The organism is Kitasatospora sp. NPDC091335 (assembly GCF_044757205.1).
GTDB lineage: Bacteria > Actinomycetota > Actinomycetes > Streptomycetales > Streptomycetaceae > Kitasatospora.
Genome location: NZ_JBIVUM010000028.1, coordinates 1 through 26,168 on the forward strand (window position 1 = coordinate 1; position 26,168 = coordinate 26,168).

Annotated in this window: 22 protein-coding genes and 4 pseudogenes; 9 read left to right on the top strand and 17 right to left on the bottom strand. The window is 69.5% G+C overall.

Features of this window, described 5'->3' with window-relative positions:
* Positions 1 to 92 precede the first annotated feature (92 nt).
* From ACIQOW_RS36890 to ACIQOW_RS36900, 3 genes and pseudogenes are all read right to left on the bottom strand, one after another.
* Positions 93 to 365, bottom strand: a pseudogene (locus tag ACIQOW_RS36890) (AMP-binding protein); the annotation flags it as partial.
* Positions 366 to 427: 62 nt separating this feature from the next.
* Positions 428 to 6,313, bottom strand: coding sequence for an SDR family NAD(P)-dependent oxidoreductase (locus tag ACIQOW_RS36895; RefSeq protein WP_401092207.1), 5,886 nt, complete (start codon positions 6,311 to 6,313; stop codon positions 428 to 430).
* Between the two features lie 56 nt (positions 6,314 to 6,369).
* Positions 6,370 to 6,693: an acyl carrier protein gene (locus ACIQOW_RS36900; RefSeq protein ID WP_401092208.1), complete on the bottom strand. Its 324-nt coding sequence runs from the start codon at positions 6,691 to 6,693 to the stop codon at positions 6,370 to 6,372.
* Between the two features lie 220 nt (positions 6,694 to 6,913).
* Here ACIQOW_RS36900 and ACIQOW_RS36905 point away from each other — a divergent pair, with 220 nt between their 5' ends.
* The gene (locus ACIQOW_RS36905; protein ID WP_401092209.1) at positions 6,914 to 8,089 is read left to right on the top strand and encodes a cytochrome P450; all 1,176 of its coding nucleotides are present in this window, start codon (positions 6,914 to 6,916) and stop codon (positions 8,087 to 8,089) included.
* A 47-nt stretch (positions 8,090 to 8,136) separates the two neighbouring features.
* On the opposite strand, the gene ACIQOW_RS36910 is transcribed toward ACIQOW_RS36905, so the two are convergent.
* The 3 genes from ACIQOW_RS36910 to ACIQOW_RS36920 form a co-directional block, all read right to left on the bottom strand.
* Positions 8,137 to 8,967: an alpha/beta fold hydrolase gene (locus ACIQOW_RS36910; RefSeq protein ID WP_401092210.1), complete on the bottom strand. Its 831-nt coding sequence runs from the start codon at positions 8,965 to 8,967 to the stop codon at positions 8,137 to 8,139.
* Positions 8,968 to 9,217: 250 nt separating this feature from the next.
* Positions 9,218 to 10,669: an MFS transporter gene (locus tag ACIQOW_RS36915; protein ID WP_401092211.1), complete on the bottom strand. Its 1,452-nt coding sequence runs from the start codon at positions 10,667 to 10,669 to the stop codon at positions 9,218 to 9,220.
* Between the two features lie 101 nt (positions 10,670 to 10,770).
* The gene (locus tag ACIQOW_RS36920; protein WP_401092212.1) at positions 10,771 to 11,142 is read right to left on the bottom strand and encodes a nuclear transport factor 2 family protein; all 372 of its coding nucleotides are present in this window, start codon (positions 11,140 to 11,142) and stop codon (positions 10,771 to 10,773) included.
* A gap of 116 nt (positions 11,143 to 11,258) precedes the next feature.
* On the opposite strand from ACIQOW_RS36920, the gene ACIQOW_RS36925 reads away from it, so the two are divergent.
* The gene (locus ACIQOW_RS36925; RefSeq protein WP_401092213.1) at positions 11,259 to 12,038 is read left to right on the top strand and encodes a helix-turn-helix domain-containing protein; all 780 of its coding nucleotides are present in this window, start codon (positions 11,259 to 11,261) and stop codon (positions 12,036 to 12,038) included.
* A 102-nt stretch (positions 12,039 to 12,140) separates the two neighbouring features.
* Here the strand turns inward: ACIQOW_RS36925 and ACIQOW_RS36930 are convergent.
* Positions 12,141 to 12,395 (bottom strand): annotated as a pseudogene (locus ACIQOW_RS36930) (AfsR/SARP family transcriptional regulator); the annotation flags it as partial.
* Between the two features lie 16 nt (positions 12,396 to 12,411).
* Here ACIQOW_RS36930 and ACIQOW_RS36935 point away from each other — a divergent pair.
* A complete protein-coding gene (locus tag ACIQOW_RS36935) occupies positions 12,412 to 13,125 on the top strand; it encodes an MAB_1171c family putative transporter (protein WP_401092214.1) in 714 nt (237 codons plus the stop codon).
* Between the two features lie 256 nt (positions 13,126 to 13,381).
* Here the strand turns inward: ACIQOW_RS36935 and ACIQOW_RS36940 are convergent, their stop codons facing one another.
* Both ACIQOW_RS36940 and ACIQOW_RS36945 read right to left on the bottom strand, forming a co-directional pair.
* On the bottom strand, positions 13,382 to 13,843 hold the full coding sequence (locus ACIQOW_RS36940; RefSeq protein ID WP_401092215.1) for a hypothetical protein: 462 nt from the start codon (positions 13,841 to 13,843) through the stop codon (positions 13,382 to 13,384).
* Positions 13,840 to 14,175, bottom strand: a complete 336-nt coding sequence (locus tag ACIQOW_RS36945) for a hypothetical protein (RefSeq protein ID WP_401092216.1) — start codon at positions 14,173 to 14,175, stop codon at positions 13,840 to 13,842. Before ACIQOW_RS36945 ends, ACIQOW_RS36940 begins: the two co-directional genes overlap by 4 nt.
* A gap of 36 nt (positions 14,176 to 14,211) precedes the next feature.
* Between ACIQOW_RS36945 and ACIQOW_RS36950 the strand changes: the two genes are divergently transcribed.
* On the top strand, positions 14,212 to 15,780 hold the full coding sequence (locus tag ACIQOW_RS36950) for an ISL3 family transposase (protein ID WP_401092217.1): 1,569 nt from the start codon (positions 14,212 to 14,214) through the stop codon (positions 15,778 to 15,780).
* A gap of 89 nt (positions 15,781 to 15,869) precedes the next feature.
* Positions 15,870 to 16,301 (top strand): annotated as a pseudogene (locus tag ACIQOW_RS36955) (transposase); the annotation flags it as partial.
* A 31-nt stretch (positions 16,302 to 16,332) separates the two neighbouring features.
* Here ACIQOW_RS36955 and ACIQOW_RS36960 read toward each other — a convergent pair.
* Both ACIQOW_RS36960 and ACIQOW_RS36965 read right to left on the bottom strand, forming a co-directional pair.
* Positions 16,333 to 17,223 (bottom strand): IS3 family transposase, encoded by an 891-nt coding sequence (locus ACIQOW_RS36960; protein ID WP_401092218.1) that lies wholly within the window; start codon positions 17,221 to 17,223, stop codon positions 16,333 to 16,335.
* Positions 17,220 to 17,528, bottom strand: coding sequence for a transposase (locus ACIQOW_RS36965; RefSeq protein WP_079183438.1), 309 nt, complete (start codon positions 17,526 to 17,528; stop codon positions 17,220 to 17,222). Before ACIQOW_RS36965 ends, ACIQOW_RS36960 begins: the two co-directional genes overlap by 4 nt.
* A gap of 201 nt (positions 17,529 to 17,729) precedes the next feature.
* Between ACIQOW_RS36965 and ACIQOW_RS36970 the strand changes: the two genes are divergently transcribed.
* Positions 17,730 to 18,110: a hypothetical protein gene (locus ACIQOW_RS36970; RefSeq protein WP_401092219.1), complete on the top strand. Its 381-nt coding sequence runs from the start codon at positions 17,730 to 17,732 to the stop codon at positions 18,108 to 18,110.
* A 79-nt stretch (positions 18,111 to 18,189) separates the two neighbouring features.
* Here the strand turns inward: ACIQOW_RS36970 and ACIQOW_RS36975 are convergent, their stop codons facing one another.
* Positions 18,190 to 18,726: a DUF4240 domain-containing protein gene (locus ACIQOW_RS36975; RefSeq protein WP_401092220.1), complete on the bottom strand. Its 537-nt coding sequence runs from the start codon at positions 18,724 to 18,726 to the stop codon at positions 18,190 to 18,192.
* Between the two features lie 324 nt (positions 18,727 to 19,050).
* Between ACIQOW_RS36975 and ACIQOW_RS36980 the strand changes: the two genes are divergently transcribed.
* Complete coding sequence (locus tag ACIQOW_RS36980; RefSeq protein ID WP_401092221.1) at positions 19,051 to 19,530, top strand: hypothetical protein; 480 nt, start codon at positions 19,051 to 19,053, stop codon at positions 19,528 to 19,530.
* A 122-nt stretch (positions 19,531 to 19,652) separates the two neighbouring features.
* A complete protein-coding gene (locus ACIQOW_RS36985; protein ID WP_401092222.1) occupies positions 19,653 to 20,225 on the top strand; it encodes a DDE-type integrase/transposase/recombinase in 573 nt (190 codons plus the stop codon).
* Positions 20,226 to 20,910: 685 nt separating this feature from the next.
* Here the strand turns inward: ACIQOW_RS36985 and ACIQOW_RS36990 are convergent.
* The 4 genes from ACIQOW_RS36990 to ACIQOW_RS37005 form a co-directional block, all read right to left on the bottom strand.
* Positions 20,911 to 22,095, bottom strand: a complete 1,185-nt coding sequence (locus ACIQOW_RS36990; RefSeq protein ID WP_401092272.1) for an IS256 family transposase — start codon at positions 22,093 to 22,095, stop codon at positions 20,911 to 20,913.
* 48 nt (positions 22,096 to 22,143) lie between these two features.
* On the bottom strand, positions 22,144 to 23,307 hold the full coding sequence (locus ACIQOW_RS36995; protein ID WP_401092223.1) for an IS256 family transposase: 1,164 nt from the start codon (positions 23,305 to 23,307) through the stop codon (positions 22,144 to 22,146).
* 83 nt (positions 23,308 to 23,390) lie between these two features.
* Positions 23,391 to 23,858 (bottom strand): hypothetical protein, encoded by a 468-nt coding sequence (locus ACIQOW_RS37000; protein WP_401092224.1) that lies wholly within the window; start codon positions 23,856 to 23,858, stop codon positions 23,391 to 23,393.
* A gap of 38 nt (positions 23,859 to 23,896) precedes the next feature.
* Positions 23,897 to 24,502 (bottom strand): TetR/AcrR family transcriptional regulator, encoded by a 606-nt coding sequence (locus ACIQOW_RS37005; protein ID WP_401092225.1) that lies wholly within the window; start codon positions 24,500 to 24,502, stop codon positions 23,897 to 23,899.
* 134 nt (positions 24,503 to 24,636) lie between these two features.
* Between ACIQOW_RS37005 and ACIQOW_RS37010 the strand changes: the two genes are divergently transcribed.
* On the top strand, positions 24,637 to 25,416 hold the full coding sequence (locus tag ACIQOW_RS37010; protein ID WP_401092226.1) for an alpha/beta fold hydrolase: 780 nt from the start codon (positions 24,637 to 24,639) through the stop codon (positions 25,414 to 25,416).
* Between the two features lie 15 nt (positions 25,417 to 25,431).
* Here the strand turns inward: ACIQOW_RS37010 and ACIQOW_RS37015 are convergent.
* Positions 25,432 to 25,881 (bottom strand): annotated as a pseudogene (locus ACIQOW_RS37015) (IS5 family transposase); the annotation flags it as partial.
* Positions 25,882 to 26,168 lie beyond the last annotated feature (287 nt).

A 26,168-nucleotide genomic window follows, 5' to 3' on the forward strand; every position in this document is an offset into this window, starting at 1 on the left:
CCGTTACGACAAACGCGGCTACGTCTACCTCGGCACCGTCACCGCAGCCGCCCTCGTCATCTGGCTCCGCACATGATCGGCCGGACAGCTCCTAGGCGCCAGTTCACCGGTACGATCACCGCGCCGGCCTTGGCGCACGCCAGGATCGTCACGTAGTAGTGCGCCGACTCGCGGCCCAGGTAGGCCACCCGGCTGCCGCGTCCGATGCCCACCGAGCGCAGGGCGTGCGCCGCCCGGTTGCTGTCGCGGTGCAATTCCTCGTAACTGACGCTGCGGCCCTCGCAGATGATCGCCGGGTGCGCGCCGCGCCGCGCCGCGTTGCGGGCCAGCGCGGCGGCGGCGGTCCACTGCGGATTCAGGCCCATGAAACCAATTCCAGTGCTTTCCTCGGCACTTCGTTGCACCGTTGTGGTGCCGGGCGTCGCCGTCATACGGCGTCCTGGGTGATCTGGCTCTCGACGAACGCGGTGATGTGGCGCACCGAGGGGCAGTCGAAGGTCAGCGAGGAGGGCAGTGTCAGCCCGAAGTCCGATTCCAGCCCGGACTTGACCTCCATGCCCATCACCGAGTCCAGGCCGAGGGTGATGAAGTCGGCGACGGGGTCGAGTTCGTCGACCGAGCCGAAGTGCAGCACCTTGGCGAGGCGTTCGGCGACCGTCTGCCCGATCAGCTTCAGGCGCTCCGGTCCGGGCCGCGAGAGCAGGTCCGCCAGATCGAGGCCGGCGTCCCCGGCCGCCGTGCCGGCCGGGTCAGTGACGCGCGCGTACAGGGCGTTGGTCTGCGGCAGTCGGCCCGCGAACACCGGCCAGTCGAAGCGGTTCACGATCCGCTGCCCAGCGTTCGGCAGGCCCCACAGGCGGTGCAGGGTGCGCAGCGCCCAGGAGGGCGAGAAGAAGCGGACGCCGCTGCGTTCGATCTCCTGGATGTACGAGGTGTCCAGGCGGGCCGACATTCCGACCCGCGCCCACGAGCCCCAGTTGACGGCCAGGCCGGGCAGGCCCTGGTGGACGCGCAGGTGGGCGAGGCCGTCCAGGAAGGCGTTCGCCGCCGCGTAGCGGGCCTGGCCCACGCCGCCGCGCACCGCGGCCACGGAGGCGATGGAGGAGTAGACGGTGAAGAAGTCCAGGTCCGGGAAGGACGTGGCGGCCTGGTGCAGGAGCCAGCCGCCGTACGCCTTCGGCGCCAGCTGCTCGTGAATGGCCTCCCAGGTCAGTTCCGAGATCAGGCCCGTGCCGATGGCGCCCGCCGCGTGCACGAGGCCGCCCACCGGGTGCGGCAGGCTGGCGAGGTCGGTGACTAGCCGTGCCACATCGTCGGCGCTGCCGGTGTCGGCGCGCAGGAGGGCGATGTCGGCGCGTTCCTCGAGGGCGGCGAGCACGTCGGCGGCCTCCTCGGTGGCCCGTCCGCGCCGGCTGACCAGGGCCAGGTGGCGCGCCCCGAGGTCCACGAGCATCCGTGCGGTGACGAGGCCGAGGCCGCCGAGGCCGCCGGTGATGACGTAGGTGCGGTCGGGGCGGATGGCGGGCGCGGCGGCCTGCGCGGACGGCGCGGCGGCGCCGCCTGGCCGGTCGGCGCCAAGGGTCACGACGGTCACGTCGGCGCCCGTGGACAGGACCCGCAGCGCCTCGTCGACCTCGTCCTGGCCGTAGACGTCCGGACTTGCGGCGCTGCCGCCCGCGGCGCGGGCCGCCGCCGTGGCCGGGTCGGTGTCCTGGGCGGCGCGCGGTGTCACGGCCGTCGAGGGGACGGTCAGCGTGGAGGCGAGGGGGCCGTGGTGGTGGACGGTCACCTCGGTGCCGACGGTGTGGGTGGCAGCCGGGCCCGCAGCGAGCACCGTGCCCGCGTACGCGGTGGCGGTCACCGGTACCGTCTCGTGCTCGCCCTCGGCGTCCACGGCCGTGGGAAAGTCGCGCCGGGTCAGCGCCGCGGCGGTGACGGACACCCGTACCTCGTCGCCCTGCGGCGGGTGCTCCGCGGTCTGCCCAGCCGTCACCGCGAACTTGTCGAGGTCGCCGGAGGCGGGTGCGCGCACTTCGAAGGTCCCCTGCCAGGCGGGGGTCTCGTCTCCAGCGAGCAGCCTGCGCACGTGGCGCTGTCCCGCGCGGTAGCCGATCTGGTACTCGTCCTTCTCCTGCGCGCGCCACTCGGCGAGCAGCGCGGCGGCCACCGCCTGGTCCGCGCCGTCGGCCGGCGCGTCGAGGTCGATCAGGGTCGCCTTGAGGTGCGGGTGCTCGTTGAGCAGCACGTGGCCGAAGCCCCACAGGGAGGTGGCCGCGATCTGCTCGGTGCCGTCGGCACGGTCGCCGGGCAGCCACTGGGCGCGCTCGGTGATGAGCCACACGCGCGGGGCGCGGCGTGCGGGGCGCGAGTCGGCGGCGGCCACCACGTCGAGCAGCTCGGTGAAGTTGGCCTCGGACTCGGCGTGCAGCCGGTCGTACGACATCTCGCCGGGTCCGGGCCGCCAGAACCACGCCACGTCGGTCACCGACGGGTGCTCCGCGAGGGCCTCGCGCAGCGCCTGTGCGTTTGGCACCGTCGACACCCGTACCCCGGCCGCGGGCCCGTGCGCGGTGAGCGCGGCCAGGACAGCGGGTCGGACCGCGTCGTCCGCGCCCGGGATCACCACGTGGCGTTGCGGGGTGTCGGTGGTGACCGCGGGCAGCGAGTGGCGCGGCCAGCCGAGCCGGTGCGTAAAGTGCGGCCCGGCGTCCGCGCCGTGGGGCCTGGCGAGCACGGCGCCGAGGATCTCGGCGACCGGCTCGGCGGGCTCGGGGCCGGAACCGTCCAGGAGGAGGAGGTCGGCCAGGCGTCCGGCGCCGTCACGGCGCACCCGGGCCACCGCGCGCAGGCGCTCGCCGCGCGGCTTCTTGAACAGCCGTACGCCGCGCGCCCCCTGGAGGACGAACACCGGTCCCTCGTCGTCCGTGGCGACGGCAGCCTGCAGCGCGCTCTCCAGCAGGACGGCGGGCAGTTGTTCCACGGCGGTCGCGGCGCAGCCGGCCAGTTCTGCGGTGACCACACCGCCGTCGTGCCGGGTGACGCGCGTGATGTGCGGTTCGTCGTCGGTGAAGCCGCGGTCGACGGCGGCGAGGTCGGTGGCGATGTCGGCGCCGTCGGCCTCGGCGAGGATCGAGCCGGGCCCGGCGACAAGGGCCAGCAGGCCGCTGTCGGGGCCCGTGCCCGGCTGCGTCCGGGGCAGGATGCGGGCGCGTACATAGGTGCGTTCCTGGCCCTGTCCGCCCTCGGCGCCTTCGGTGAGGCCCGTCACCTCGACGTCCATGGCGCCCTCGTCCGCGTGGCGCAGCCGGGTGGTCAGGCGCACCACGCCCTCGTCCGGCAGCGGCAGCGGCTCGGGCAGGCGCAGGTCGGCCACGGTGGCGCGGGTGTGGCCGAGGACCGCGTCCTGCAGGGCGAGCAGCAGGTCGGCCCAGGCAGCGGGCGGCAGCGTCGCCTGGCTGGCGAGGCGGTGCCCGACGATCGCCTCGCCGATGTCGTCGGGGGTGAAGTCGGTGGTAAACTCCCGGGTTCCCTCGGGGAGTTCGGCCGTCGGTGTCGATTGGCCGAGCAGCGGGTGCGAGGCCGGTCCGGCGGCGCGCCGGGTGCGGGCCTTGACGGCGGGCAGCCAGTACGGTTTGCGCTGGAAAGCGTATGTGGGCAGTTGTTGCTTCGCGGGGGCGTGCCCGGCGTGGTAGGCGGCCCAGTCGACGGGCAGTCCGGCGGCGTAGAGGTCGGCGAGGGCGTGCAGTGTCGCGGTGCCGGTGGTGTCCTGGCGGCGCAGGCTGGCCAGCCACACATGTTCGTCGGCGGGCACGCAGTTCTTGCCAAGGGCGGTCAGCATGCCGGAGGGGCCGAGCTCCACAAACGCGTGCCGTCCCCGCCTGGCCACCGCCCGCATGCCCGCCATGAACTGCACCGGCCGGCCGATGTGGCGCACCCAGTAGTCGGGGCCGCCGATCTCCCGCATCCGCGCGACCTTGCCGGTGAGATTGGAGACCAGTGAGATCGAGGGCTCGCGGAAGGAGATGCCGTCGAGTGCGGCGCGGAACTCGTCGAATACCTCCGCCATCAACGGCGAGTGGAAGGCGTGCGAGACCGCGAGGGGCTGCACCCGTATCCCGTTGGCGGCCAGTTGTTCGCTCACCGCCCGCAGGGATTCGCTGCCGCCGGAGACGACACACGTCTGGGGACCGTTGACGGCGGCGACTGCCAGGTCCTCGTGGCCCTGGAGGAAGGGTTCGACGCGTTCGGCCGGAGCGCTGACGGACGCCATGCCGCCGGGCGCGGTCACCGACTGCATCAGCCGGGCGCGGACGGCGACCAGTGTCACGGCGTCGGGCAGGGAGAACAGTCCGGCCACGGCAGCGGCCACGACCTCGCCGATGCTGTGTCCGAGCAGGACGTTGGGTTTGACGCCCCACGACATCCATAGTTTGGCGAGCGCGTACTCCAGGGTGAACAGGGACGCCTGTGCGCAGAGGGTCTGGTGGATCGTGTCGGGGTCGTCGGCGGTGCCGAGGAGCAACTCTCTCACCGACACGTCCAAATGGGCGGCGAAGAGCCGGTCGCACTCGTCCACGGTGTCGCGGAAGAGCGGGAAGCGCACGTAGGGGGCCGCGCCCATGCCGGGGTACTGGGCGCCCTGTCCGGTGAAGGTGAAGGCGACCTTGCGGACGCCGGACGGCTCGATGGTCCGGTCCGGCTGGCGCACCGTGTCCAGGACCTTCAGCAGGTCCTCGCGGCTCGTGAGCAGGGCGGCGACGCGGTACGTGAAGTGGGCGCGGCCCACGTTCGCGGTGTACGACAGGCGGGCGATGTCGGAGTCCGGCCGCTCGGTGACGAACTGCCGGTAGCGTTCGGCCTGTTCGCGCAGTGCGGCGGCGCTCTTCGCGGAGAGCGTGAAGAGAGGTGAGGCGCCGTGCGTGACCGTCTGGGCGCCGTCCGCGCTCCGCGCGCCGAGGGCTCGGGCCGGCGGCTGCTCCAGGACGACCGCGCCGATGGTGCCCGCGAAGCCGAAGCTGTTGACGGCGGCCCGGCGCACCGGTGCCTGCCAGGACTCGCACGCGGTCGGGACGCGGACCGGGTAGACCTCCCATGGGATGCGCGAGGAGGGCGTCGTGAAGTTCAGGTGGGGGTAGATCGTTCCGGAGCGGAGCTGTAGCAGCACCTTGATGACGCCGACGAGACCGGATGCGGGCTCCATGTGACCGAGGTTCGTCTTCACCGAACCGACGATCAGCGGGTCGTCCTTAGTACGCGTGTCGGCGAACACGTTGCTGATGGCGCCGATTTCGATGGGGTCACCGAGCGGGGTGCCGGTGCCGTGCGCCTCCACGTACTGGACGTCGCCGGGGGTGAGCCCCGCGTCGGCGAGTGCCAACTTCAGCACCCGTTCCTGGGCGGGACCGTTGGGCACGGTCAGGCCCGCGCTGTCGCCGTCCTGGCCGACGGCGGTGCCGCGTATGACGGCCAGGACGTCATCGCCGTCGCGGGTGGCGTCGGCGAGCCGCTTCAGGACGATGACGCCGACGCCCTCGGCGCGCGCGTAGCCGTCCGCGGACTCGTCGAAGGTCTTACACTGCCCGTCGGCCGCGAGCATCTGGGCGTTGGAGAACATCACCGGGATGCGCGGGTGGTGCAGCGCGTTGACGCCGCCGCTCAGGGCGATGTCGCACTCGCCGCGGCGCAGCGCCGTGACGGCCATGTGCAGGGCGGCGAGGGAGGACGAGCAGGCGGTGTCGACGCTGATGCTCGGCCCCTGCCAGCCCAGGAAGTAGGACAGGCGCCCGGCCAGCGGGAACAGCGTGATTCCGGACGCCAGGTGGCCGTCCAGCTCCTCGTAGGGCAGGGAGTCGAGCTCCAAGGCGTAGTCGACGGAGCTGGCGCCGATGTACACGCCTCCGTTGCCGCGGCGCAGCAGCGTCGGGTCGATGTTGGCGTGTTCCAGGGCCTGCCAGGCGGTCTCCAGGAGCATGCGCTGCTGCGGGTCGATGTACTGCGCTTCCTTGGGCGAGATGTTGAAGAAGCCCGCGTCGAACAGGTCGATCCGGTCCAGGTAGCCGCCTCCACGGGCGCGTATCTTCCCCTTGTCGTCGGGGCCCTGCGGAGTGAACGCGGCGACGTCCCAGCGGTCTTCGGGCAGCGGACCGATGCCGGAGCTTCCGGTGCGCAGGAACTCCTCGAACTCGTCGAACGAGGTGCTGCCGCCGGGAAAGCGCAGGCCCACGCCGACGATCGCGACGGGCTCGCCGCCCTGGTCTCGCTCGTGCCGCCCGGGCGGGGACCCGGCGGTGGCGGTGTGGCGGTCGACAGACATGTCCGCAGTGGCTCCTTCTGTCCGGATGACGCGTCCGATGGCGTGGTCCGTGGCGGTTACTGGGCGGGCGGGGATCCGGCGGACGGGCCGGCGAGCAGGCCCGTGAGGTGGTGCACGAGCTGCTCGACGGTCGGCTCGTTGAACAGCACGTTGGTGTTGATGGACAGCTCGAGCCGCTCTTCCAGGTTCTGCTTGAGGACGGTCAGCTTCAACGAGGTGAGCCCCAGGTCGAAGTAGCTGGTTTCCAGGGAGAGTTCGTCGTCGTCCTCCATCAGCAGAGCGGCCTTGAACAGCTCCACGACGAGGACTTCGATCTCTTCCCTGAGCTCGTGGGCAGGCAGCTCGCGCAGTTCCGCCGGTGAGGTGTTCGTTTCAGGCATGTCGGTGACCGATCCGAGGAACGGACGCGGTGGGCCGCGCCGGTGAGTGAGCGTCCAGCGAAACATCAACTCCTGACACACCGCTGACGGCCCGCTCGCCCCGAGGATCCCCGGCGGCCTGCGGCTCCTGCGCGCCGTCAGCGCGCGGTCAGCGGCGCGTCATAAATAGTTCGTGCAGGCTTTCCCGCAGGACCGTCTACGTACCCAAGGACGTGCACTCATGGCGAATCCCGCCTATCCGATGGCCCGACAGTGTCCGATGGCCCCGCCCACCGAGTACGGCTCGTTCCGGGAGCAGGGCCCGGTCAAGGTGGACATGCCCGATGGCGGCTGGGCCTGGCTGCTCACCGGCTACGACGACGTCCGGCAGGCCATGAACGACCCGCGGTTCAGCTCGGACGACGAGAAGATGGGGCGCGCCCGCACCGAGCTCCCCAAGGGCGTGGACCTGAACTCCTTCTGGCGCAAGGACGAGCCGGAGCACGGCAGGCTCCGGCACATGATGATGACAGAGTTCACCGCCCACAAGATCAAGGAGTGGCGCCCGCGCATCCAGGGCCTGGTGGACCAGATACTCGACCGCCTCGAGGAGCTTCCGCGCCCGCTCGACCTCTACCGCGAGTTCGCCCTGGCGCTGCCCACCCAGGTGATAGCCCAGCTGCTGGGCGTGCCGGACAAGGACTACCGCACCTTCGCCCAGCAGAGCCGTGACTGCCTGAGCCTGGACGACCCCAAGAAGTCGTTCGCCGCCTTCCACGCCCTGGACGAGTACCTGCTGCGGATCATCGCCGAGAGGGAGGCGGAGCCGCGGGAGGACCTGATCAGCCGCCTGATCGTCGACCGGGTGAAGACCGGCGAGCTCGCTCGGCCGGACCTGCTTCCCATGGTCCGCTTCATCCTCGTCTCGGGCTACGAGACCACCACCAGTCAGATCGCGCTCAGCACCCTGACCCTGATGACCAACCCGAAGGTCAAGGCGCAGCTGATCGAGGACCCCGAGCGCATCACCGCGTTCGTCGAGGAGTCGCTGCGGTTCTGGTCCGTCTCGCAGGACAACGTCCTGCGGGTGATCGACCAGGACATGGAGTACTCCGGGGTGAAGATGTCCGTGGGCGAGCTGGTGGTCCTCGCCGTCCCCGGCGCCAACCACGACGCGAAGGCCTTCCCCGACCCGGAGGAGTTCTCCCTGGAGCGCGGCGACAACCGGCACGTCGCCTTCGGCTTCGGCACGCACCTGTGCGCGGGCGCCCCGCTGGCTCGCCGCGAGGTCGACATCGCCATCACCTCGCTCCTCGCCCGCTTCCCCGGCATCCGGCTGGCGTGCGACGTCGAGGACCTGCAGTTCCGCCACCGGAGCCTGGTGTACGGCCTGGAGTCTCTTCCGGCGACCTGGTAGCGGCAGGCGCCCGGCCCCGAGGGACGGGGCCGGGCGGGCCGTTGCGCCTACTGTCCGGCGAACGCCAGGAGTTCAGCGTTCAGGCGGTCCGCGTGCGTCACGAACAGGCCGTGCGCGGCGCCTTCGTACACGACGACCTCGCCGCCCGGGATCAGGGCCGCGGTCCGGCGCGCGCACAGTTCGAGCGGGGCGCTCACATCTGCGTCGCCGTGGACGATCAGCGTGGGCAGGCCGATGCCGCGCACGTCCTCGCGCAGGTCCTCGGTGAGCAGGGTGCGGGTGATCTCCACCGAGGCGCGCAGGGAGCCGTCGAGGGCCTGTCCGGTGATCCAGCCGGCCAGCTGCGGCGAGACCGTGTGCGAGTCCGCGGTGGCCCCGGGGCCGCCGAAGAACGGGGCAACGATCTCGGAGACGTACCGGGGCCGGTCCGCCGCCATCGCGGCCGTGACCTGCTCGAGGACGGCCGGGTCGACGCCGTCGGGGTTGTCCTGGGCGCGCAGCAGGTACGGCGTCGTGGAACACACCAGGGCCAGGCGCGCCACCTGGTCCGAACCGTGCCGGGCCAGGTAGCGCACCGCCTCGCCGCCGCCCATCGCGTAGCCGACGAGGGTGGCGTCCCGCAGCTCCAGGTGGCCCATGAGGGAGGCGAGGTCGTCGGCCAGGGTGTCGTAGTCGTAGCCGTTCCAGGGCCGGTCCGAGCGACCGAAACCGCGCCGGTCCGGCAGGATGCAGCGCAGGCCGCGCCCGGCCAGGTACGGGGCCTGGAACTCCCACATGCGGGAGTTCATCGTGGCCGAGCACAGGAGGACGACCGGTCGGCCCGTCCCCCAGTCCTCGTAGTGGAGCCGTGTGCCGTCCTTGGCCGTGACGAAGGGCATGGTGACCTCCCAGGTGAGAAGGTGAGGGTGAGGGGCCTCGCGCGTTGGCTCGCCCGCGGCGCGGGGCCGATAGTGGCGCGCCCGCGTACGGGAGCGTCCAGCCAAGCACGACCGCCTGACACGCCGCTGACACGCCCGCCGTGCGTTAGGCCACCGACGGCCCCGTGCCGCGGCACGCGTGACGGCCGGATCGGCGTGTCGCGCCGGTCCGGCCGTCAGGGCCTGCGTTCTCAGGTGCCCGGTCGTGTCCTTACCGCTTGGCGCGCGGTCGCATGAACTGGATGATCAGGCTGGAGGCGAGGCAGAAGGCCGCCAGGGGAATCAGGCCCATGCCGAGGGCGTGCGGGTAGTCGCCCGGTGCGGGCGAGTCGCCGAGGGCCGGGTAGAAGACTGTACCGACGACGGCCACGCCGATCGCGACCGCGCCTTCCTGCACGGTGTTGGCCACGCCGGAGGCCGCCGCGGCGTGCTCCGGGTCGGCGCCCGCGAGGACGCCGCCGGTCAGCGGACCGGTGGTCATGCCCATCCCGATCCCGGCGACGACCAGCGGAATGATGATCCACAGGACGGGCCGGCCGGTGCCGATCTCCGAGGCGGTCAGCGCGGTCAGGACGTAGCCGACCGCCAGGGTCAGCTGCCCCGCGGAGTACAGCCGGTGGCCCAGACGTGCCGCCAGCCTCGTAGACAGCAGCGACGAGCCGAAGTACCCGGCGCCGAGCGTGAGGAAGACGAGCCCGGCCTCGGCCGGCGACAGGCCCCTGCCCTCCTGCAGGTAGAGCGCAAGCATGAAGAAGAACGAACCCATGGCGAGGAAGTACGCCATCATGCCGACGAGTCCGACCGAGAACGTACGGCTGCGGAACAGCGTCAGGTCGAGCAGGGGGCTTCGGCCTTGCCGGGAACGCTGGTGCGCGACGAAGGCGGCGGCCAGCAGCACGGCGGCCGCGAGCAGCAGCCAGGTCCACAGCGGCCAGTCGCGCTCCTGCCCCTCGACCAGGGAGAGCACGATCGCCACCATGGTCGCCGTCGCGAGGACCGCGCCGACCAAGTCGAGTCGGCCGCCCTCGGCGTTGCGGGACTCGGGGACCAGGCGCGGGGTCAGGAGCAGTGCCACGACGCCGATCGGCAGGTTGATCAGGAAGATGGTCCGCCAGGTCAGGCCCGCCACGTCGGCGGAGATCAGGGCGCCGCCGATGACCTGGCCGAAGACTCCGGCGAGGCCGATGACCAGGCCGTAGACGACGAAGGCGCGGCCTCGGGCGGCACCGGTATAGACGACGGCGAGGATGCCGAGGACCTGCGGCACCATGGCGGCTGCGGACGCGCCCTGCAGCACGCGGAAGATGGCCAGGGTCTCGGGGCTCTGCGCCACGGCGCACAGCCCGGAGGTGAGCGTGAACCCGGCGAGGCCCAACGCGAATAGCCGACGCCTGCCGTAGAGGTCGCCCAGGCGTCCGCCGGTGATCATCCCGGCGGTGAAGGCCACGCCGTAGCCGATGATGACCAGCTGCGACTGGACCGGGGTGGCGTCCAGGTCCGTCTGGATCGAGGGGATAGCGACGTTGGTGATGAAATAGTCGAGGATGGTGATGAAGGTGCCCACCATCACGATGGCCAGGGTGCCCCATCCCGGACCGGCCGTGGCGGCCGCGGGAGCGCCTGCCTCCTCGGCCGCGGCGTTTGTCCCGGTTTCGGTACTCATCGTGGTGCTCCTTGAGAGGGAGGTGTGAGATACGGCGAGCGCAGACCGGGCGGACACGCCAATGGCCGCGTTCCGCCCGGTACACAGTCCGCCTGGTGCGCTCAGGCGCCGGCGGGCACCTTGTCAAGGAAGCCGTAGACGCTCTTGACCTTCCCGGTCGCGTCGGTCGCCAGGACGTCGAAGCCGATGACAATGTTCTCGCTGCCGCCAGCGGGCAACAGCTCCCACTGGAAACGCGTGATGTTGTGGTTGGAGTCGGCCTCACCGAGCACCTTGAAGTCGAAGCCCTTGAACTGGTCACGGCCGCCCGCGATGACGGCGCCGATGCCCTCGTGCCCCGCCACGTCGGCCAGCGGGTCGGTGTACGTGGCGTCCGCGGTGAACAGCTCGGAGATCGCCGCGGCGCGCTTGTCGGCGTCCTCCTCGTTCCAGATAGCGATGTAGCGGTCGGCCAGGTTGTTCAGGTCACTCACTGTTGCTCCCAAGTCGTCTTGAACAGCTGATGTTTTGAATCCTGACCCGGGCTGGTCGTCCGGTCCATGACCTCACAGGTCATGGCACTCTGGACACGGCCCCTTAGACTCACGACATGAGCGTTGCAGTCGAAGCCCCGCCGGTCGGTGCCATGCTGCGGACCTGGCGTGAGCGGCGCCGGTTCAGCCAGCAGGAGCTGTCCAACCGATCGCGGGTCTCCACCCGCCACCTCAGCCGAGTGGAGACTGGCAGGGCGCATCCGACACCGGAGATGCTCATGCACCTGTCGGACAACCTGGACGTGCCGCTGCGGGATCGCAACCGGCTTCTGCTCGCCGCAGGCTACGCACCGCGCTATCAGGATCACCAATTGGACGACGCGTCGCTCGCGGTGGTGATGGACGGTCTGCGCCGACTCCTTGACGCCCATTTGCCGTACCCCGCGCTACTGTTGGACGATCACTGGGGCATCGTCGACGCCAACGCCGCCGTTGATCAGCTGCTGACCGGTTGCGCGCCGGAACTGCTGGAGCCGCCGATCAACGTGCTCCGGGTCTGTCTGCACCCGGACGGGCTGGCCGGCCGGATCGGCAATCTCATGGAGTGGGGCAGCCATCTGCTGCAACAGGTGAGCCACCGTGCCGAGCGCACCCATGACCAGCGCCACCACGAGCTTGCCGCGGAGATCGCCAGCTACCTCGACAGATCTGATACCGCCGCCGCCTTCGCGGGGCCGGTGGTCACCCTCGAGATCGATGTGGACGGCAGCCCGCTCCGGTTCTTCAGCACCATCGCGACTCTCAGCACCGCCACGGATGCCGCCCTGGAAGGACTGCATCTGGAGACGTTCCTGCCAGCCGACGACGAGACCCGGCGCCGCTTCGATCAGCGGTAGACCACGCTGGAAGGGTCCTGCCGCGCGCCCGGCTCACGGCGTCGGTGCACACCCGCGGCAATGGACCCGCCCGCCAGCGCTCAGGTGCTCGCGCGGGCCAGGTCAGGCCGCGTACAGGTCGAAGGTCGAGCCACGCCGGGTGCCCGCGGTCACATCGAGCCTCGGGTCGACGGACAGGATGGCCTGGTGTAAGCGCTGCACCTGCGGTGAGGGCTCCACGCCGAGTTCCTCGATCAGCCGCCCGCGCAGGTTTCGGTAGATGTCAAGCGCCGAGGCCTGCCGGCCCGAGCGGTACAGCGCCACCATGGCCTGCGAGTGCAGTCCCTCGTGCTGCGGGTGGCGCGCCGTCATCGTCAACCTCGGCACGAACACGGTGTGCACCATAGCCTGCTGGTGGTACAGCCGCGGAAAGCTGGACCTCGCCCTACGCGTCGGAGTGCGGCTATTCGGCCTCGGCGCGTTCTTCGCCGGGCTCTACTGGATGCTCAACACCGTGTACATCCTGGCCCGGTATTCGTGGATCCCCTCGGTCAGCCCGATCCTGATGGCCTGCTACGCCTTCGCCAGAGCGAGCGCGATCTGCGTCCCCCTCGGAACCGCGGCGACGCTGGCACTCAGGCGCATACGCGCTCTGAGGCAGCTGCGCCCGCTATGGCGGGCCCTGGTCAATTCAGTGCCCGACGTTCGCCTGATGCAGAATCACCGAAGCGGCCTCGGTCTCCTGCAATTCCCCGACCCGTTGGACCTGCACCTCTACCGGACGGTGATCGAGATCCGTGACGCCATCCTCGAATTGCGCGCCTACATTCCTCAGACGGTACTGGACGATGTCCGGGACCATCTTGAGCGCGAAGGCACACCCCCTGACGAGATCGGCCCCCGCATGACCGCCTGCTGGTTGCGCATAGCGTGCCACGCCAAGGCAGGCGGTACGCCCCCGATACACGGGGAACTGACCGTCCCGGCCCTCGGAGGCGAGGACCTGCCCGGCGATATCGAGTTCCTGCGCAAGGTCGCGAAGGCGGGCACTTCAGCCCAGATCCTCGAACTCGCCGCCCACTTCAACCAGTCCATAGCAGCACGCTAAGATCGGCCGCCCTTGAGCGGTGACCCGGCGCGGCCACCGGCAGCCGGGGGTGGCGTCCCGCTGAGTGGTGTAGCAGAGATCTTGGTGTAACCCCTGGCCATGAAGGATCCATCGCGCAACTCTCCGAGCAGGAAAGCTCGTTGAGTGAGTGGCGTGCGATGGCCTTGTCCCAGTCTGACCCCCCGTCGCCTCACCGGCGAATCCACCCCCACCTGGCGCGGAACCCAACCCCAACAACCGGGATCGAAACGCCCACTCAGGTGTTCTTCTTCTGGGACGGCCAGACCTCGTGCTCCCGGTCCCACCAGACCACGTGGAAAACGTCCTCAACGAGGAACCCGTACAGGCGCTGCCGACCGCCGAAGCGCAGCCGTGAGATTCGTGTCATGCCGCTGAGCTTCAGCTCGCCGAGCCGCCGCAGGGCGTCCTTGTTCGGCAGGCGGTGCGTGTCGTAGTGCTTGCCTGGCTCTTCGCCTCTGTTGAACAATTCCATCATTGTCTGTGTCTCGACCTCGGAGAGTTTGCGCAGCAGCAATTCCCACTCGTCCGGCGGCAGTTTGGCTACGCCCCACGGCCCGTCGTGGTCGACGTGGGTGAAGCGCCAGCAGATCTGGTCGGTCGAGTTGCCCGAGCCCGGCAGGACCGCGTCCAGGCTCGCCACGGTCTTGGCGGAGCCGCGTTGGGCGGGCAGTTTGGCGACGCGCTTCGTGGCCTTCACTCGGCGGCGGCCGTGAGTGCGCCGAAGTAGTCGGCGATCTCCTCGGACCTGAGTTCCTCGTTGCTGCGTTGCAGCTCGCGTGCACCGGCCCGGTCGCGGGCCATGTACCACGGGCCGTCCTTGTGGTGGCTGGCCTCGGACAGCTGGTGCTCGGTGTGGTAGCCGAGGTTCTCCAGTACCACGTCGGCGGACTCGCGCTCGCTGTCGGTGAGCGCTTCGGGGTTGCCGTCGATGCCGCCGGCGGACAGAGCGTAGCGGCCGCGATGATCTGTCAGCGGACGCGGCAGACGGATCTGATCAACATTTCGGGATCGCCCGGCGTGACTGATCATCAGGTCGATCTTTGAACAGTAGTGCTATGTGATCAGATGTTGAAGCTGCTGCTCCCGCAGCTGTCCGGCCTGGTGGTCGAGGAGGTCCGCGTCGCGGAGACGGGGCTGCGGATCACTGCTCGTTCAGCCTCCGAGCAGGCATGTTGCCCGGGGTGCGGTGCCGGCTCGGCCCGGGTGCACGACCGCTACCGGCGGCGGATCGCCGACCTGGCCGTCGGCGGCCGTGCCGCGACGATCGCCCTGTCGGTACGCCGGTTCCGCTGCCAGACCTCCGGTTGCCCGCGCCGGACCTTCGCCGAGCAGGTCGAAGGTCTGACGTTCCGCCACGGCCGTCGCAGCCTGCTCCAGCGCGGGGTGCTGGAAGCGGTCGCGCTCGCACTCGCCGGCCGGGCCGGGAGCCGACTCGCCGAGCACCTGCACTGCCGGGCCGGCGCGAACACCCTGCTCAACCTCATACGCACGCTGCCCGACCCGCCGCTCCAGCGGGCGCCGCGGGTCCTCGGCGTCGACGACTTCGCCCTCAAGCGCGGCCACGTGTACGCAACCGTCCTCATCGACATCGAGGCCCGCCGCCCCATCGACGTGCTGCCCGACCGCACCGCCGAGACCCTGGCCGACTGGCTGCGCAAGCATCCCGGCGCCGAGATCGTGTGCCGCGACCGGGCCAGCGCCTACGCCGAGGCCGTCCGCACCGCTGCACCGGACGCGGTGCAGGTGGCAGACCGCTTTCACTTGTGGAAGAACCTCGCCGAGACGGTCGAGAAATGCGTGATCGCCCACCGCGCCTGCCTGAAGAACCCGGACGACCAGGCCCGGATCCCCGCCCCTGCCCCTGAACCGCAGATGCAGCTCCCGGAGAGCAGGAGGGCCAGTACGACCCGTGAACGCTTCGCCACCGTAAAGGAGTTGCACGGCAAGGGGGTGGGCATCGGCCGGATCGCCGAGCTGCCCGGCCTGGACCGCAAGACGGTCCGCAAGTACGCCCACGCCCCCGCAGTCGAGGAACTGCTGGTGCCGTCCAGGCAGGGTGGCCGCGCGCTCACCCCGTGGGTCGGCTATCTGAACCAGCGGTGGAACGACGGCTGCACGGACAGCGGACTGCTCTTCCGCGAGATCCAGACCCTGGGCTACCGGGGCAGCAACCGCAGCGTCCGACGCTGGCTGGAGCCGCTCCGTTCCTCGCCCGCACCAGCACCCAGGCCGCCGACCATGCTGACCGTCCGGCAGGCCACCGGCTGGCTCACCCGCCACCCCGACGCCCTGACCAGCGACGAAGCCCTCCAGCTCAAGCACCTCCTGGCCCGCTGCCCCGAACTGGCCACCGCCGCCGAACGGGTGCGCGACTTCGCCCGGATGATGAAGAACCTCGACGGTGAGCACCTACCCGAGTGGATCGAGCAGACCGAGGCCACCGACCTGCCGCCCCTGCTCAACTTCGCCCGCCACCTGCGCCAGGACCTCGACGCCGTGACCGCCGACCTCACCCTGCGCTGGAACAGCGGCCCGGTCGAGGGTCACGTCAACCGGATCAAATACCTCAAAAGGCAAGGATATGGACGTGCCAGCTTCCCGTTGCTGCGTCGCCGGATACTCCTGACGACCTAAGCCAGTCACGCTGGGCGATCCCGAAATGTTGATCAGATCCGGGTCTGTAAAAAGAACGGTGTAACTCCCGATCAAGGAAGTAGCACCTGATGACAGACGTGATCGTCTCCGCCGAGGCCGTGGAGGCTGTGCGGCCGCTGGAGTTGCAGCCGGATGCCCTTGACGACCAGTTGATCGGGCAGCTGGTCGACCGGGCCCGTGCGAGCGGGCTGCAGCTCACCGGTGCTGGTGGCTTGCTCCAGCAGCTGACAAAGAAGATCCTGGAGTCCGCGCTCGAGGGCGAGATGACGGACCACCTTGGCTACGAGAAGCACGATCCGGTTGGGGCCGGCAGCGGGAACTCGCGCAACGGCACGCGGTCGAAGACCGTGCTGACCGAGGTCGGCCCGGTCGAGATCGACGTTCCCCGGGACCGGGAGGGCTCGTTCGAGCCGCAGCTGGTCCGCAAGCGTCAGCGGCGCCTGTCGGGGGTTGACGAGATGGTGCTCTCACTGTCCGCCCGTGGCCTGACGCACGGGGAGAAGTTCCACCCTGCGGTTGGACACTCTCCGTCTACGCTGCGAGGGTGTGACCTTGCCGGTGCCGCTGGCGGGTCTCGAGTGGCGTGAGGTAGCCCCACTCGGGGTGTTTGCGTAGGCGCCTGCGGTTGTAGAAGGTCTCGATGAAAGAGAATACCTCCGCCCGGGCGGTGGCGCGGTCGGGCCAGACCCGGGTGCCGATCTCCTCCTTCAGTACGGCGAAGAAGCTCTCGGCAGCGGCGTTATCGTAACAGGAGCCGACCCTTCCCATCGACTGCCTCATGTCCAACTTGCCTATCTCGGTGCGGAATTCACTCGACGTATATTCGCTGCCGCGGTCCGTGTGGAAGACGCAGCCGCGCTCCAGACCGCCTCGGCCGGCGGCCATCCGCAGCGCGGCCACCGGCAGTTCGGCGCGGTGGTGGTCGGCCATCGCGTAGCCGACCACCTCGCGGGTGGCCAGGTCGATGCAGGTGGCCAGGTAGAGCCAGCCCTCCTCGGTCGGCAGGAAGGTCATGTCGCCGACCAGCCGCATCCCCGGGCGGGGCGCGGTGAAGTCGCGCCCGACAAGGTCCGGGGCGAACACCGGCTTGCGGGCCTGGCGCGTCAGACCACGGCGCCGGCGGCGGGTGACGCCCGTGATCCCGCGCTCGCGCATGATCCGTTCCACTTTCTTCCGGTTCACCGTCCGGCCCTGGCGGCGAAGTTCCGCGTGGACGCGCGGGACGCCGTAGACGCCCCGGGAGGCGAGGTGGATCACCGTGATCTCGGCGGCCAAGAGGTCCTCGGCCCGTTCACGGGCGCGACGGTCCTGTTCACCGGCCCGCCAGGCGTAGAAGGAGGAGCGGGCGATCCCCAGCGCCCGGCAGATCCGCTTGACGCCGAAGGCGCCGTGGTGGTCCTCAACGAAACGGAAGCGGATCACCGATTCGTCTCGGCCGCGAAATAGGCGGCCGCCTTGCGCAGGATCTCGATCGTCTTCTGCTGCTCGAGGTTCTGCCGACGAAGTCGGGCAAGCTCCTCGCGCTCGGGGCTGGTCAGGTCACCGGGCCGGCCCTCGCCCCGATCGGTGCGGTCCTGCTTGACCCAGCCCCGCAGCCCCTCCGGGCTGACCCCCAGCTCCCGGGCGATCTCAGTGACGTTCCGGTGCGGAGAAGACCGGACGAGCGCGACCGCGTCCCTCTTGAACTCCGCCGTGTACCGCTTACTCATGTTGCCGTTGCTTCCCACCTGAAACTGCTTCCTCCGGGCTCACATGTCCCAGTCTCCAGGTGTCCAGCCCCAGGGTGGAACTTCACAACGGGGCACCCCGCACATCTGGGCTGTTCACGAGTGGCTTTGATCAGGAAAGATCCGAGCGCGTTGAAGATCGCTTCACATCGTCTTGGTGATCGCTTCCCGAGTCGTGGCCCTGTCGGTGATCCTGTACGGATGCTGCTTCCCGAGACCGCCGCACAGACCGAACTGATCGAAGTGGTCCGCATCACCGCACCGACGGACTCGGGCACCCTGGTTGGCGATGTTCTGGAGATCTGGGTGGAGGACCAGGCTCGGGAGGTGCTGAACCTGGTGGCCGAACTGCCGGGCGACGAGTTGCATCGGTGCTTCGTGCCCAGCTACGGCATTCGGGCTCACAGCTCCGCCGATCTCCTCTTCGAGATCGCGTTCTGCTTCCGCTGCCACAGTGCCCTTCTCCTGGGGGCCGGCGTCCCGGCCGGGCTACGGCGTATCCAGGGCTTCGATCCAGACAGTGGGCCCGGGCGCGAACTTCTCGAACGCTTCCGTGCCTGCGCCGACAGGGTCGGCGAGTAGTCGGCGAACCTGGTGGGTGCCAGCACGTCGGGCACACTGTTGACGGTGCTCGGAGCACGGCCGACGCGTTGATCCGACCCTATTCCGCGTAGAGCTCTGCCAGGCGGGGCAGCCGGCGGCTCAGCTCGTCGTCGTCCTCGAAGTCGAAGCCCCATTCCGGGTCCAGCTCTGGATAGCGGTTGGTGAAGGAGTCGTTGGGGAGCTCCTCGCCGGTTGCGATCTGGTAGGCGTTCCAGGCCATGCCCAGGGCTTCCTCGCACTCGATGTCGATCCCGTCTGCGGCAAAAGCACGGACTGCGGGAAGATCGGCGAGCGCATCGGGATCGCCGATGGCTCGCTCGAACGTCTCACGGCCCTGGGTGATCAGCCAGCCGCGGAAGTAGTCGAATCCGTCGTCGGAGCATCCGCCGTTGATCACGTAGGCGGCGCCCCAGAGGGGGGCTCGGTAGGAGTCGGCCATTAGGCCCCAGAGGATCTGCTGGGCGGCGACGATCTCCTGGACCGGGCGAAGCGCGAGCAGTGCGGTCGCCTGCTCGGCCACAGCGTCACCGTTGTCCGGAGCCGGCACCTGCGAGCGGGCTTCCTCGATCAGCTTCCAGAACTGCTGGGTGTCCATGGCAGCTGAGCATGCCACCGTCCCCTGACAGCCCGGTTCGAACCGCGGTCGACGGGCGGACGTGCGCCGGCCGGAGGTGTCGCGTTGCGTGGCTCGGGTTGAGGCCGCGGGGGCTGCACGGAGTTAGGGCAGACATCTGGTCGACAGGATGATCCGCCGTCTCCCTCTCTGTCAGCCTTGGGTGAGACATCCCGCTTTGTCGGGTTAGCCTGAGAGGGCCCGAGTAGGAGTTCCACCCCTGATGACCAGCACCAACCCGTCCGCGGCCGACCGGCTCCCAGGCCGAAGCGCCGCACGTTCAGCCCCGAGTACAAGCTGCGGATCGTGGCCGAGTACGACGCCGCGCCCGAGGGCAAGAAGGGTGCGGTCCTGCACCGAGAGCGCCTGCACCACTCGCATGTCACCGAGTGGCGGGCCGCGCGCGATGCCGGGGCCCTGGAGAACCTGGCCGACCGCCGCACGAGCCCGGTCCGCCCGAAGAAGTCCGCCGCCGAGGCCGAGAACGAGAAGCTGCGCCGGCAGGTGGAGCGGCTGGAGAAGGAACTCGCCCGGAACAAGGCCGCGCTGGAGGTCCTGGGAAAAGCGTCGGCGCTCTTGGAAATGATCTCCGAGGGCGCGGCACGCCGCCGACCCGGTCGTGGACGAGGCGTTCATCGGTCTCGAACACGAGCTGGGTATCGCGGCCGCGTGCCGGCTGACCGGCCGTTCCCGGGCCACCCACTACCGCCGTCTGAAGCCGCCACCGGTGCGCGGGCCACGTGCGCCCCAGGTCAAGCCGTCGGCTCTGACGGCCGAAGAGCGTGAGGCGGTACTGGAGTTGATGAACCAACCCGAATATGCCGAGCTGCCACCCGCACAGATCTGGGCCCGCGAGCTGGACACCGGGCGCTACCACTGCTCGGTCTCCACGACGTACCGGATCCTGCGTGAGCAGGGGGCAGTCGGGCGAGCGTCGCCGCCAGGCCGTCCACCCGGCCAAGACGGTGCCCGAACTGGTCGCCGACGGCCCCTCCCAGGTGTTCACGTGGGACATCACCAAGGCGGCCGGCCCGAGGAAGGGCATCTGGTACCACGCCTACGTCATCATCGACATCTTCAGCCGCTACATCGTCGGCCACACCGTCGAGGCGGCCGAATCAGCCGAGCGGGCAGAGGAGTTGATCCGCGAGACCATCGCGCGCAACGGCCGCCGGTCGTCCCCGCGCACGCAGGGCTGGCGTTCCCCTTCCTCCGATCCTCACTCCTACTGCACGACAAAGCGACCCCACCCTGACCACACCGCAAGCCGGGCCAGATCCCCCGCCTTCAGCGGAACCGATTTCCTGCGCATGCAGATGCAATGGCTTCAAAGTGGCTGGTCAGAGGGCTACGGCTATTGCAATTCTCGCCAGAGTGGCTTGGGAATTCTCACAAGTCGTCATGCACCGATCTCATTCAATGACATACAGCTGAAGCAGGATGCCCGCGCCTTCCGGCACCCTCGGCCAACACATCATTGACACATCAGTGAGACAGCCTCAGGACATCCAGCTGAGACTTCGCACACCACACGCCCCACCACCCGCACCCGGCAGACGCCACCTCTTTGGTCATCCGCTACCTGCGGGTATCGGCCCCCGGGCGAGAACACCTCATGCTCACCGAGAAGACCGCCACACCACCGCTGGCCACTCCCAGGCCCCCGCCGAACCCGCCACACAACAGACCCGGAAACCTCCCAACCACACCAGCCAGCACCACCCTGACCAGCGAAAACACCAAAACAGCCATTAGACCGAGACAACACCCACGACACCCGGGACTGGAATCACCCGAACTGCCACAACCCCAGCCCACACACCACGACCAGACCACCCACCACCCCGAAGATCTGTCGCACATAACTCACAGAACCCCAGCCCACAGACCTCTTCATGCCGTAACAAGACCCCCCGAAATCCTCATGAGACCGGGGACTATCACGATCTAGGTGTACGGCACCCGTTTGTACTAGGTGTTGATCTTCCTGGCGAGTGTGGGCCGGGTGGCCTACGCCCGTCCGGCTGACAGGCGTCCGTCGAAGGCGATGTCGAAGGCGTTGAGGGCGGCCATCCAGCGGTTGCTCCAGCGCTGTCGGCCGCGGCCGGTGGGGTCGAGGGCGAGGGTGGGTCTGTCCAGCGAACGGTGTAACTCGGTTGGGTTGAGTTAACGACGGCCAGCGGAGAGGCGGCCGTCGAAGGCGATCTCGAAGGCGTTCAATGCGGCCTTCCAGCGGGTCATCCACCGCTTTCGGCCGTCACCGGTCGGGTCGAGGGACATGATCGCCATGTAGACGCACTTCAGGGCCGCCTGCTCGTTCGGGAAGTGCCCGCGCGAGCGGACGGCCTTGCGGATCCTGGCGTTCACGGACTCGATCGCGTTCGTGGTGCAGATGACCCGGCGGACCTCGATGTCGAAGCTCAGGAACGGCACGAACTCGGCCCAGGCGTTCTCCCAGAGCCGCACGATCGCCGGATACTTCCTGCCCCAGGCCTCGCTGAACTCGACGAACCGCTCCAGGGCGGCGTCCTCGGTCGGAGCCGTGTAAACGGGCTTGAGAGCCTTGGAGATCTTGTCCCAGTCCTGGCGGGCCGCGTAGCGGAACGAGGCCCGGATCAGGTGGACGATGCAGGTCTGGGTGACGGCCTGCAGCCAGTACTTGGCGCCCTCGCCGCCGTCGCCGGCCCACAACCCGAGGATCTCCCTCGTGCCTTCGACCGTGACCGCCAGCGCCACGTAGATCGGCCGGTTGGCGACCTGGCCGTCGCGGAGCTTCACATGGACGCAGTCGATGAAGACCACCGGATAGACCGGGTCGAGGGGGCGGTTCTGCCACTCGGACATACCCTCGATCACCTGGTCGGTGATGGTGGAGACGGTCTGCCTGGAGACCTCGGCGCCGTAGACCTCGGCCAGGTGCTCGGAGATCTCCCCGTGCGTCAGGCCACGGGCGGACAGTGAGAGCACCATCTCGTCAACCCCCGACAGGCGCCGCTGACGCTTGCGGACCAGCTGCGGCTCGAACGAGCCCTCCCGGTCCCGGGGAACGTCGATCTCGACCGGGCCGACCTCGGTCAGCACGGTCTTCGACCGCGTGCCGTTGCGCGAGTTCCCGCTGCCGGCCCCAACCGGATCGTGCTTCTCGTAGCCAAGGTGGTCCGTCATCTCGCCCTCGAGCGCGGACTCCAGGATCGTCTTTGTCAGCTGCTGGAGCAAGCCACCAGCACCGGTGAGCTGCAGCCCGCTCGCACGGGCCCGGTCGACCAGCTGCCCGATCAACTGGTCGTCAAGGGCATCCGGCTGCAACTCCAGCGGCCGCACAGCCTCCACGGCCTCGGCGGAGACGATCACGTCTGTCATCAGGTGCTACTTCCTTGATCGGGAGTTACACCGTTCTTTTTACAGACCCGCGAGGGTGGCCAGGTAGAGCCGTTTGAGGGCGGCCTGGTCGTTGGGGAAGTGGCCGCAGGCGCCGGCGGCCCTGCGGTAGCGGGAGTTGAGGCTCTCAATGGCGTTGGTGGTGCAGATGATCTTGCGGATCTCGGCGTCGAAGGCGAGGAAGGGGACCATCTCGGACCAGGCCTTCTCCCACAGTCGCACCACGGCCGGGTAGGTCGCCTCCCAGGCGGCGGCGAACTCGGCGAACCGGTCCAGGGCCGCCTGCTCGTTCGGCGCGGTGTAGACGGGCTTGAGATCCCGGGCGACCGCCGCCCAGTCCCGCTTGGAGGTGTAGCGGAAGGAGTTCCGCAGCAGGTGGACGATGCACGTTTGCACCACGGTCTGGGGCCAGACCTGGGCGACCGCGTCGGGCAGCCCGGCCAGGCCGTCGCAGATGAGGATCAGGCAGTCCTTCACGCCGCGGTTCTTGATCTCGGTCAGGACCGACTGCCAGTACTTGGCGCCCTCGCCGCCGCTGGAGGTCCACAGGCCCAGGATGTCGCGGTAGCCGTCGGCGGTGACGCCCAGGACCACGTAGACGGGCCGGTTGGCGACCTGTCCGTCGCGGACCTTGATGTTCACGGCGTCCACGAACAGCACCGGGTAGACCGGGTCGAGGGGGCGCGTGCGCCACTCGGACATGCCCTCCAGGACCCGATCGGTGATGGTGGAGACGGTCTCCTTGCTGGTCGTCATGCCGTAGACCTCGGCCAGGTGCGCGACGATCTCCCCGCTGGTCAGGCCCTTCGCGGTCAACGAGACCACGAGGTTGTCCAGGCCCTCGGTGCGGCGCGCGTGCCGGGGCACGACCTTCGGTTCGAACGTGCCGGCCCGGTCCCTGGGCACTTCGAGCGTGACCGGCCCGGCCTCGGTCATCACGGTTTTCATCCGGTAGCCGTTGCGCGCGTTGCCGCCCTTGCGGGCGGAGCGGCCCGGTTCCGCGGTCGAGGCCAGGTGCTCGTCCATCTCGGCTTCCAGGGCTTCCTGGAGCAGGTGCCGGGTCAGCTGCTGCAGCAGCCCGCCCTCACCGAGCAGCTGCATCCCGCCGGCCCTGGCCTGCTCGGCCGCCAGCTCGGCGACCGACGCCACCACATCCGACCCGCCGGTGTTCTTCCTCGGACCCATGTCCAAGGCATCGGCGTCTACGGACTCCGACGAAACCGTTCCGTCAGGAACCGACCCGATCCGGTGATCCGTCAGCGAGCTCATCAGTGTCTCCCTTGATCAGGGTGTCCACCTGATTCATGACACTCCCTGAGGCCGGGGGTGATGGCGAAGGCGTCGAGAGCGAGGGCCTTCTGCGCCTGCTTGACCAGGGCCGGGATCTTGGCGTTCTCGTCGACGGTCAGGCCGCGTTCCAGCAGGACGGTCTTGGCGGTCGCTTCGATGAGCTGCTTGGCGCTCCCGATGGCGCCTGCCGGGTCGGTGGCCAGGTCACGGGAGATGCGCTGGAGCTCGGCGAGGATGCCTGAGGGGTCTCGCAGGCCGATGAGGTCCTGGGTCTGGGAGCGCAGCGGGGGCCGGATCCAGGTGATGCGGCCGCGTTCGCTGACGGTCAGGCCGTCGCGTTCCAGCGGGACGGCCTGACCGTCAGCGAACGCGGATGCCGTGAAGGACCAGGTCCTCGAAGGCGACCAGGGCTCGGTCGACTTGTGCGGGGTCGGTCCAGTCCACACGCCATCCCACACCGCAACTACACCCCCCTGAAACCTCATCAGGGCGATCGGAACAGCTCGTCCAGGTGATGGGTGAGGATCGCCAACGCGGCGTCGCCGGTGCGTTGGCCACCCAGCACGCTCGATCCGAGGCCGTTGACCATGGCCAGCAGTCCGGCGGCGGTCATCTCGGGGTTCCTGCCGGAGTCGATCTCCCCGGCCTGCTGGGCCGCGCGGATCTGCTTGGCGAGGAAGCCCTCCAGCAATTCGGGCTGGGCCGCGCCGTGCTTCTCCAGCACCTCGGGGTTGCCGAGCACCAGCGCGTAGTAGGCGGCGTAGGTCCTGGTGATCCGGCGGCTTTCCGGATCGGTCGGCAGGATGCACGACAGGACCGCGGTCACGGTACCGCGCGGCGCGGGCGGGGACCCCGCCGCGTTGATCCACTGCTCCATGCGGGCCTGGAGTTGGGCACGGAGTCTGGCCAGCGCGTCAAGCAGCAGCCCTTCCTTGGTCGTGAAGTAGTACTGCACCAGCCGCAGGGAGACGCCGGCTTCGGCCGCGACCGCCCTCATGCTGGCCGCCTGCAGGCCCTGGGTGTCGGCGGTGCGCAAGAGCGCCTCGGCGATCTGTCGTCGACGCTCCTCGTGATCGACCTGCGCGCTCATCGGCCTGCCTCCCATCGCCAGTGGTACACCCGTATCATGCTGTGATACGGGTGTACCATGCGAATCAGCCAGTTCAAGAACAAGCGGGCCGAAGACCGATTCCGCATCGTCTACGAGCGGACACTTGCCGAACTGTGGCCCGGACGGCACTCGACCTTCCGACCGCGTTCGGGACCACCCGCGCCTACCGGACGGGACCACCAAGCGGCGAGCCGATCATCCTGCTGCCCGGCTCTGGCGGGAACGCGCTGATGTGGCACCGGTACATCGACACACTGGCCCGGCACCGTCCGGTCATCGCCGTCGACACGATCGGCGAGCCCGGCGCGAGCGTGCAGGCCGCCCCCATCCGCGACGGCCGGGACGGCGCTGCCTGGCTGGACGAACTCCTGGCCGCACTGGAAGTGCCGACCGCCCACGTCGTCGGCTGCTCCTACGGCGGCTGGCTCGCGCTGAACCACCAGATCCACCACCCCGGCCGCACCGCCTCCCTGACCCTGCTGGATCCCGCGGGCTTCGCCGGCTTCGGACCCCGGTTCTACGCCTGGCTCATCGCCGGCGGACTTGCCGCAGCCGCACCACGTCCACTCCGCCCCCGTCTGGCCCGCCTGGTCGGCAACAGCACCATCCTAGAGAGCGAATTGATGAGTCTGATGCGCGCATCGATCGGATTCCGCCGCGCACTCCCCGTGCCCCCGGTCTTCTCCGACGAGGAACTGCGCGGCCTGCACGTTCCCGCCCTGTTCCTGCTCGGGGCGCGCAGCGCCATGCACGACTCGCGCCAGGTCGCCGACCGCGTGGGCAGTCTCGTGCCCTCGGCCCGGGTGGAGGTCGTACCCGACGCCGGCCACGCGCTGCCCACCGACCAGCCGGACCTGGTGACCGACCGCATCCTCCACACCGTTGGCCGCTAAGAGGAGCTGACACAAGGCTCGGACGCGTCGGTAGGTGATTACGCAGCAGGCCAGTTTGAGGAAAGCCTCGTGGATGTCGTCGCGGATGTCCCAGCGGATCCGCAGGCGCCGAAAGCCGTGGATCCAGGCGTTCGTTCGCTCTACGACCCACCGCACGGCTCCGAGCCCGGAGCAGTGCGGCACTCCCCGGCGGGCGATGACTGGCTTGACGCCCAGCTTCCACAGCAGCTGGCGGTACTTGTCGTAGTCGTAGCCGAGGTCGGCGAACAGCCGGCGGGGTCGGTGGCGTGGCAGGCCGGTCTTCCCGCGGATGTGGGGAATCGAGTCCAGGAGCGGCAGGAGCTGGGTGACGTCGTGGCAGTTGCCGCCGGTCAGGGTGATGACCAGCGGCGTACCCTGGCCGTCGGTGATCACGTGGTGCTTCGAGCCCGGTCGGGCGCGGTCGACCGGGCTCGGTCCCGTTTGGGCCACCGCCGCCGGGCCAAGCTGACCGAGGCGCAGCTCGACCGGCTCACCGCGCACGGCCTCGACTGGCGCTGACCCGGCCGGCGTCCATGCCCGCTGGAGGCGCTCCAGGCCGCCTGTGACCGCGCTGCCCGTCGTGTCCGCCACAGCATCGCAGGCCACCGCCGGGGGCCCGCACGGCGGGTGTCGCCGTGCGCCGATCGGACGAAATCCGTGGACACCCGCCGCCGGGGTCCCGGCCGGAGACCTGGTGGGCTGAACACTGACTGCCGCCCGGAACCGGCGGG

Coding starts and splice junctions, on each gene's coding strand:
- ACIQOW_RS36895 (WP_401092207.1), bottom strand. CDS start 6,313: ATGTCTGTCGACCGCCACACCGCCACCGCCGGGTCCCCGCCCGGGCGG.
- ACIQOW_RS36900 (WP_401092208.1), bottom strand. CDS start 6,693: ATGCCTGAAACGAACACCTCACCGGCGGAACTGCGCGAGCTGCCTGCC.
- ACIQOW_RS36905 (WP_401092209.1), top strand. CDS start 6,914: ATGGCGAATCCCGCCTATCCGATGGCCCGACAGTGTCCGATGGCCCCG.
- ACIQOW_RS36910 (WP_401092210.1), bottom strand. CDS start 8,967: ATGCCCTTCGTCACGGCCAAGGACGGCACACGGCTCCACTACGAGGAC.
- ACIQOW_RS36915 (WP_401092211.1), bottom strand. CDS start 10,669: ATGAGTACCGAAACCGGGACAAACGCCGCGGCCGAGGAGGCAGGCGCT.
- ACIQOW_RS36925 (WP_401092213.1), top strand. CDS start 11,259: ATGAGCGTTGCAGTCGAAGCCCCGCCGGTCGGTGCCATGCTGCGGACC.
- ACIQOW_RS36945 (WP_401092216.1), bottom strand. CDS start 14,175: ATGATCAGTCACGCCGGGCGATCCCGAAATGTTGATCAGATCCGTCTG.
- ACIQOW_RS36950 (WP_401092217.1), top strand. CDS start 14,212: ATGTTGAAGCTGCTGCTCCCGCAGCTGTCCGGCCTGGTGGTCGAGGAG.
- ACIQOW_RS36970 (WP_401092219.1), top strand. CDS start 17,730: ATGCTGCTTCCCGAGACCGCCGCACAGACCGAACTGATCGAAGTGGTC.
- ACIQOW_RS36975 (WP_401092220.1), bottom strand. CDS start 18,726: ATGGACACCCAGCAGTTCTGGAAGCTGATCGAGGAAGCCCGCTCGCAG.
- ACIQOW_RS36995 (WP_401092223.1), bottom strand. CDS start 23,307: ATGGGTCCGAGGAAGAACACCGGCGGGTCGGATGTGGTGGCGTCGGTC.
- ACIQOW_RS37005 (WP_401092225.1), bottom strand. CDS start 24,502: ATGAGCGCGCAGGTCGATCACGAGGAGCGTCGACGACAGATCGCCGAG.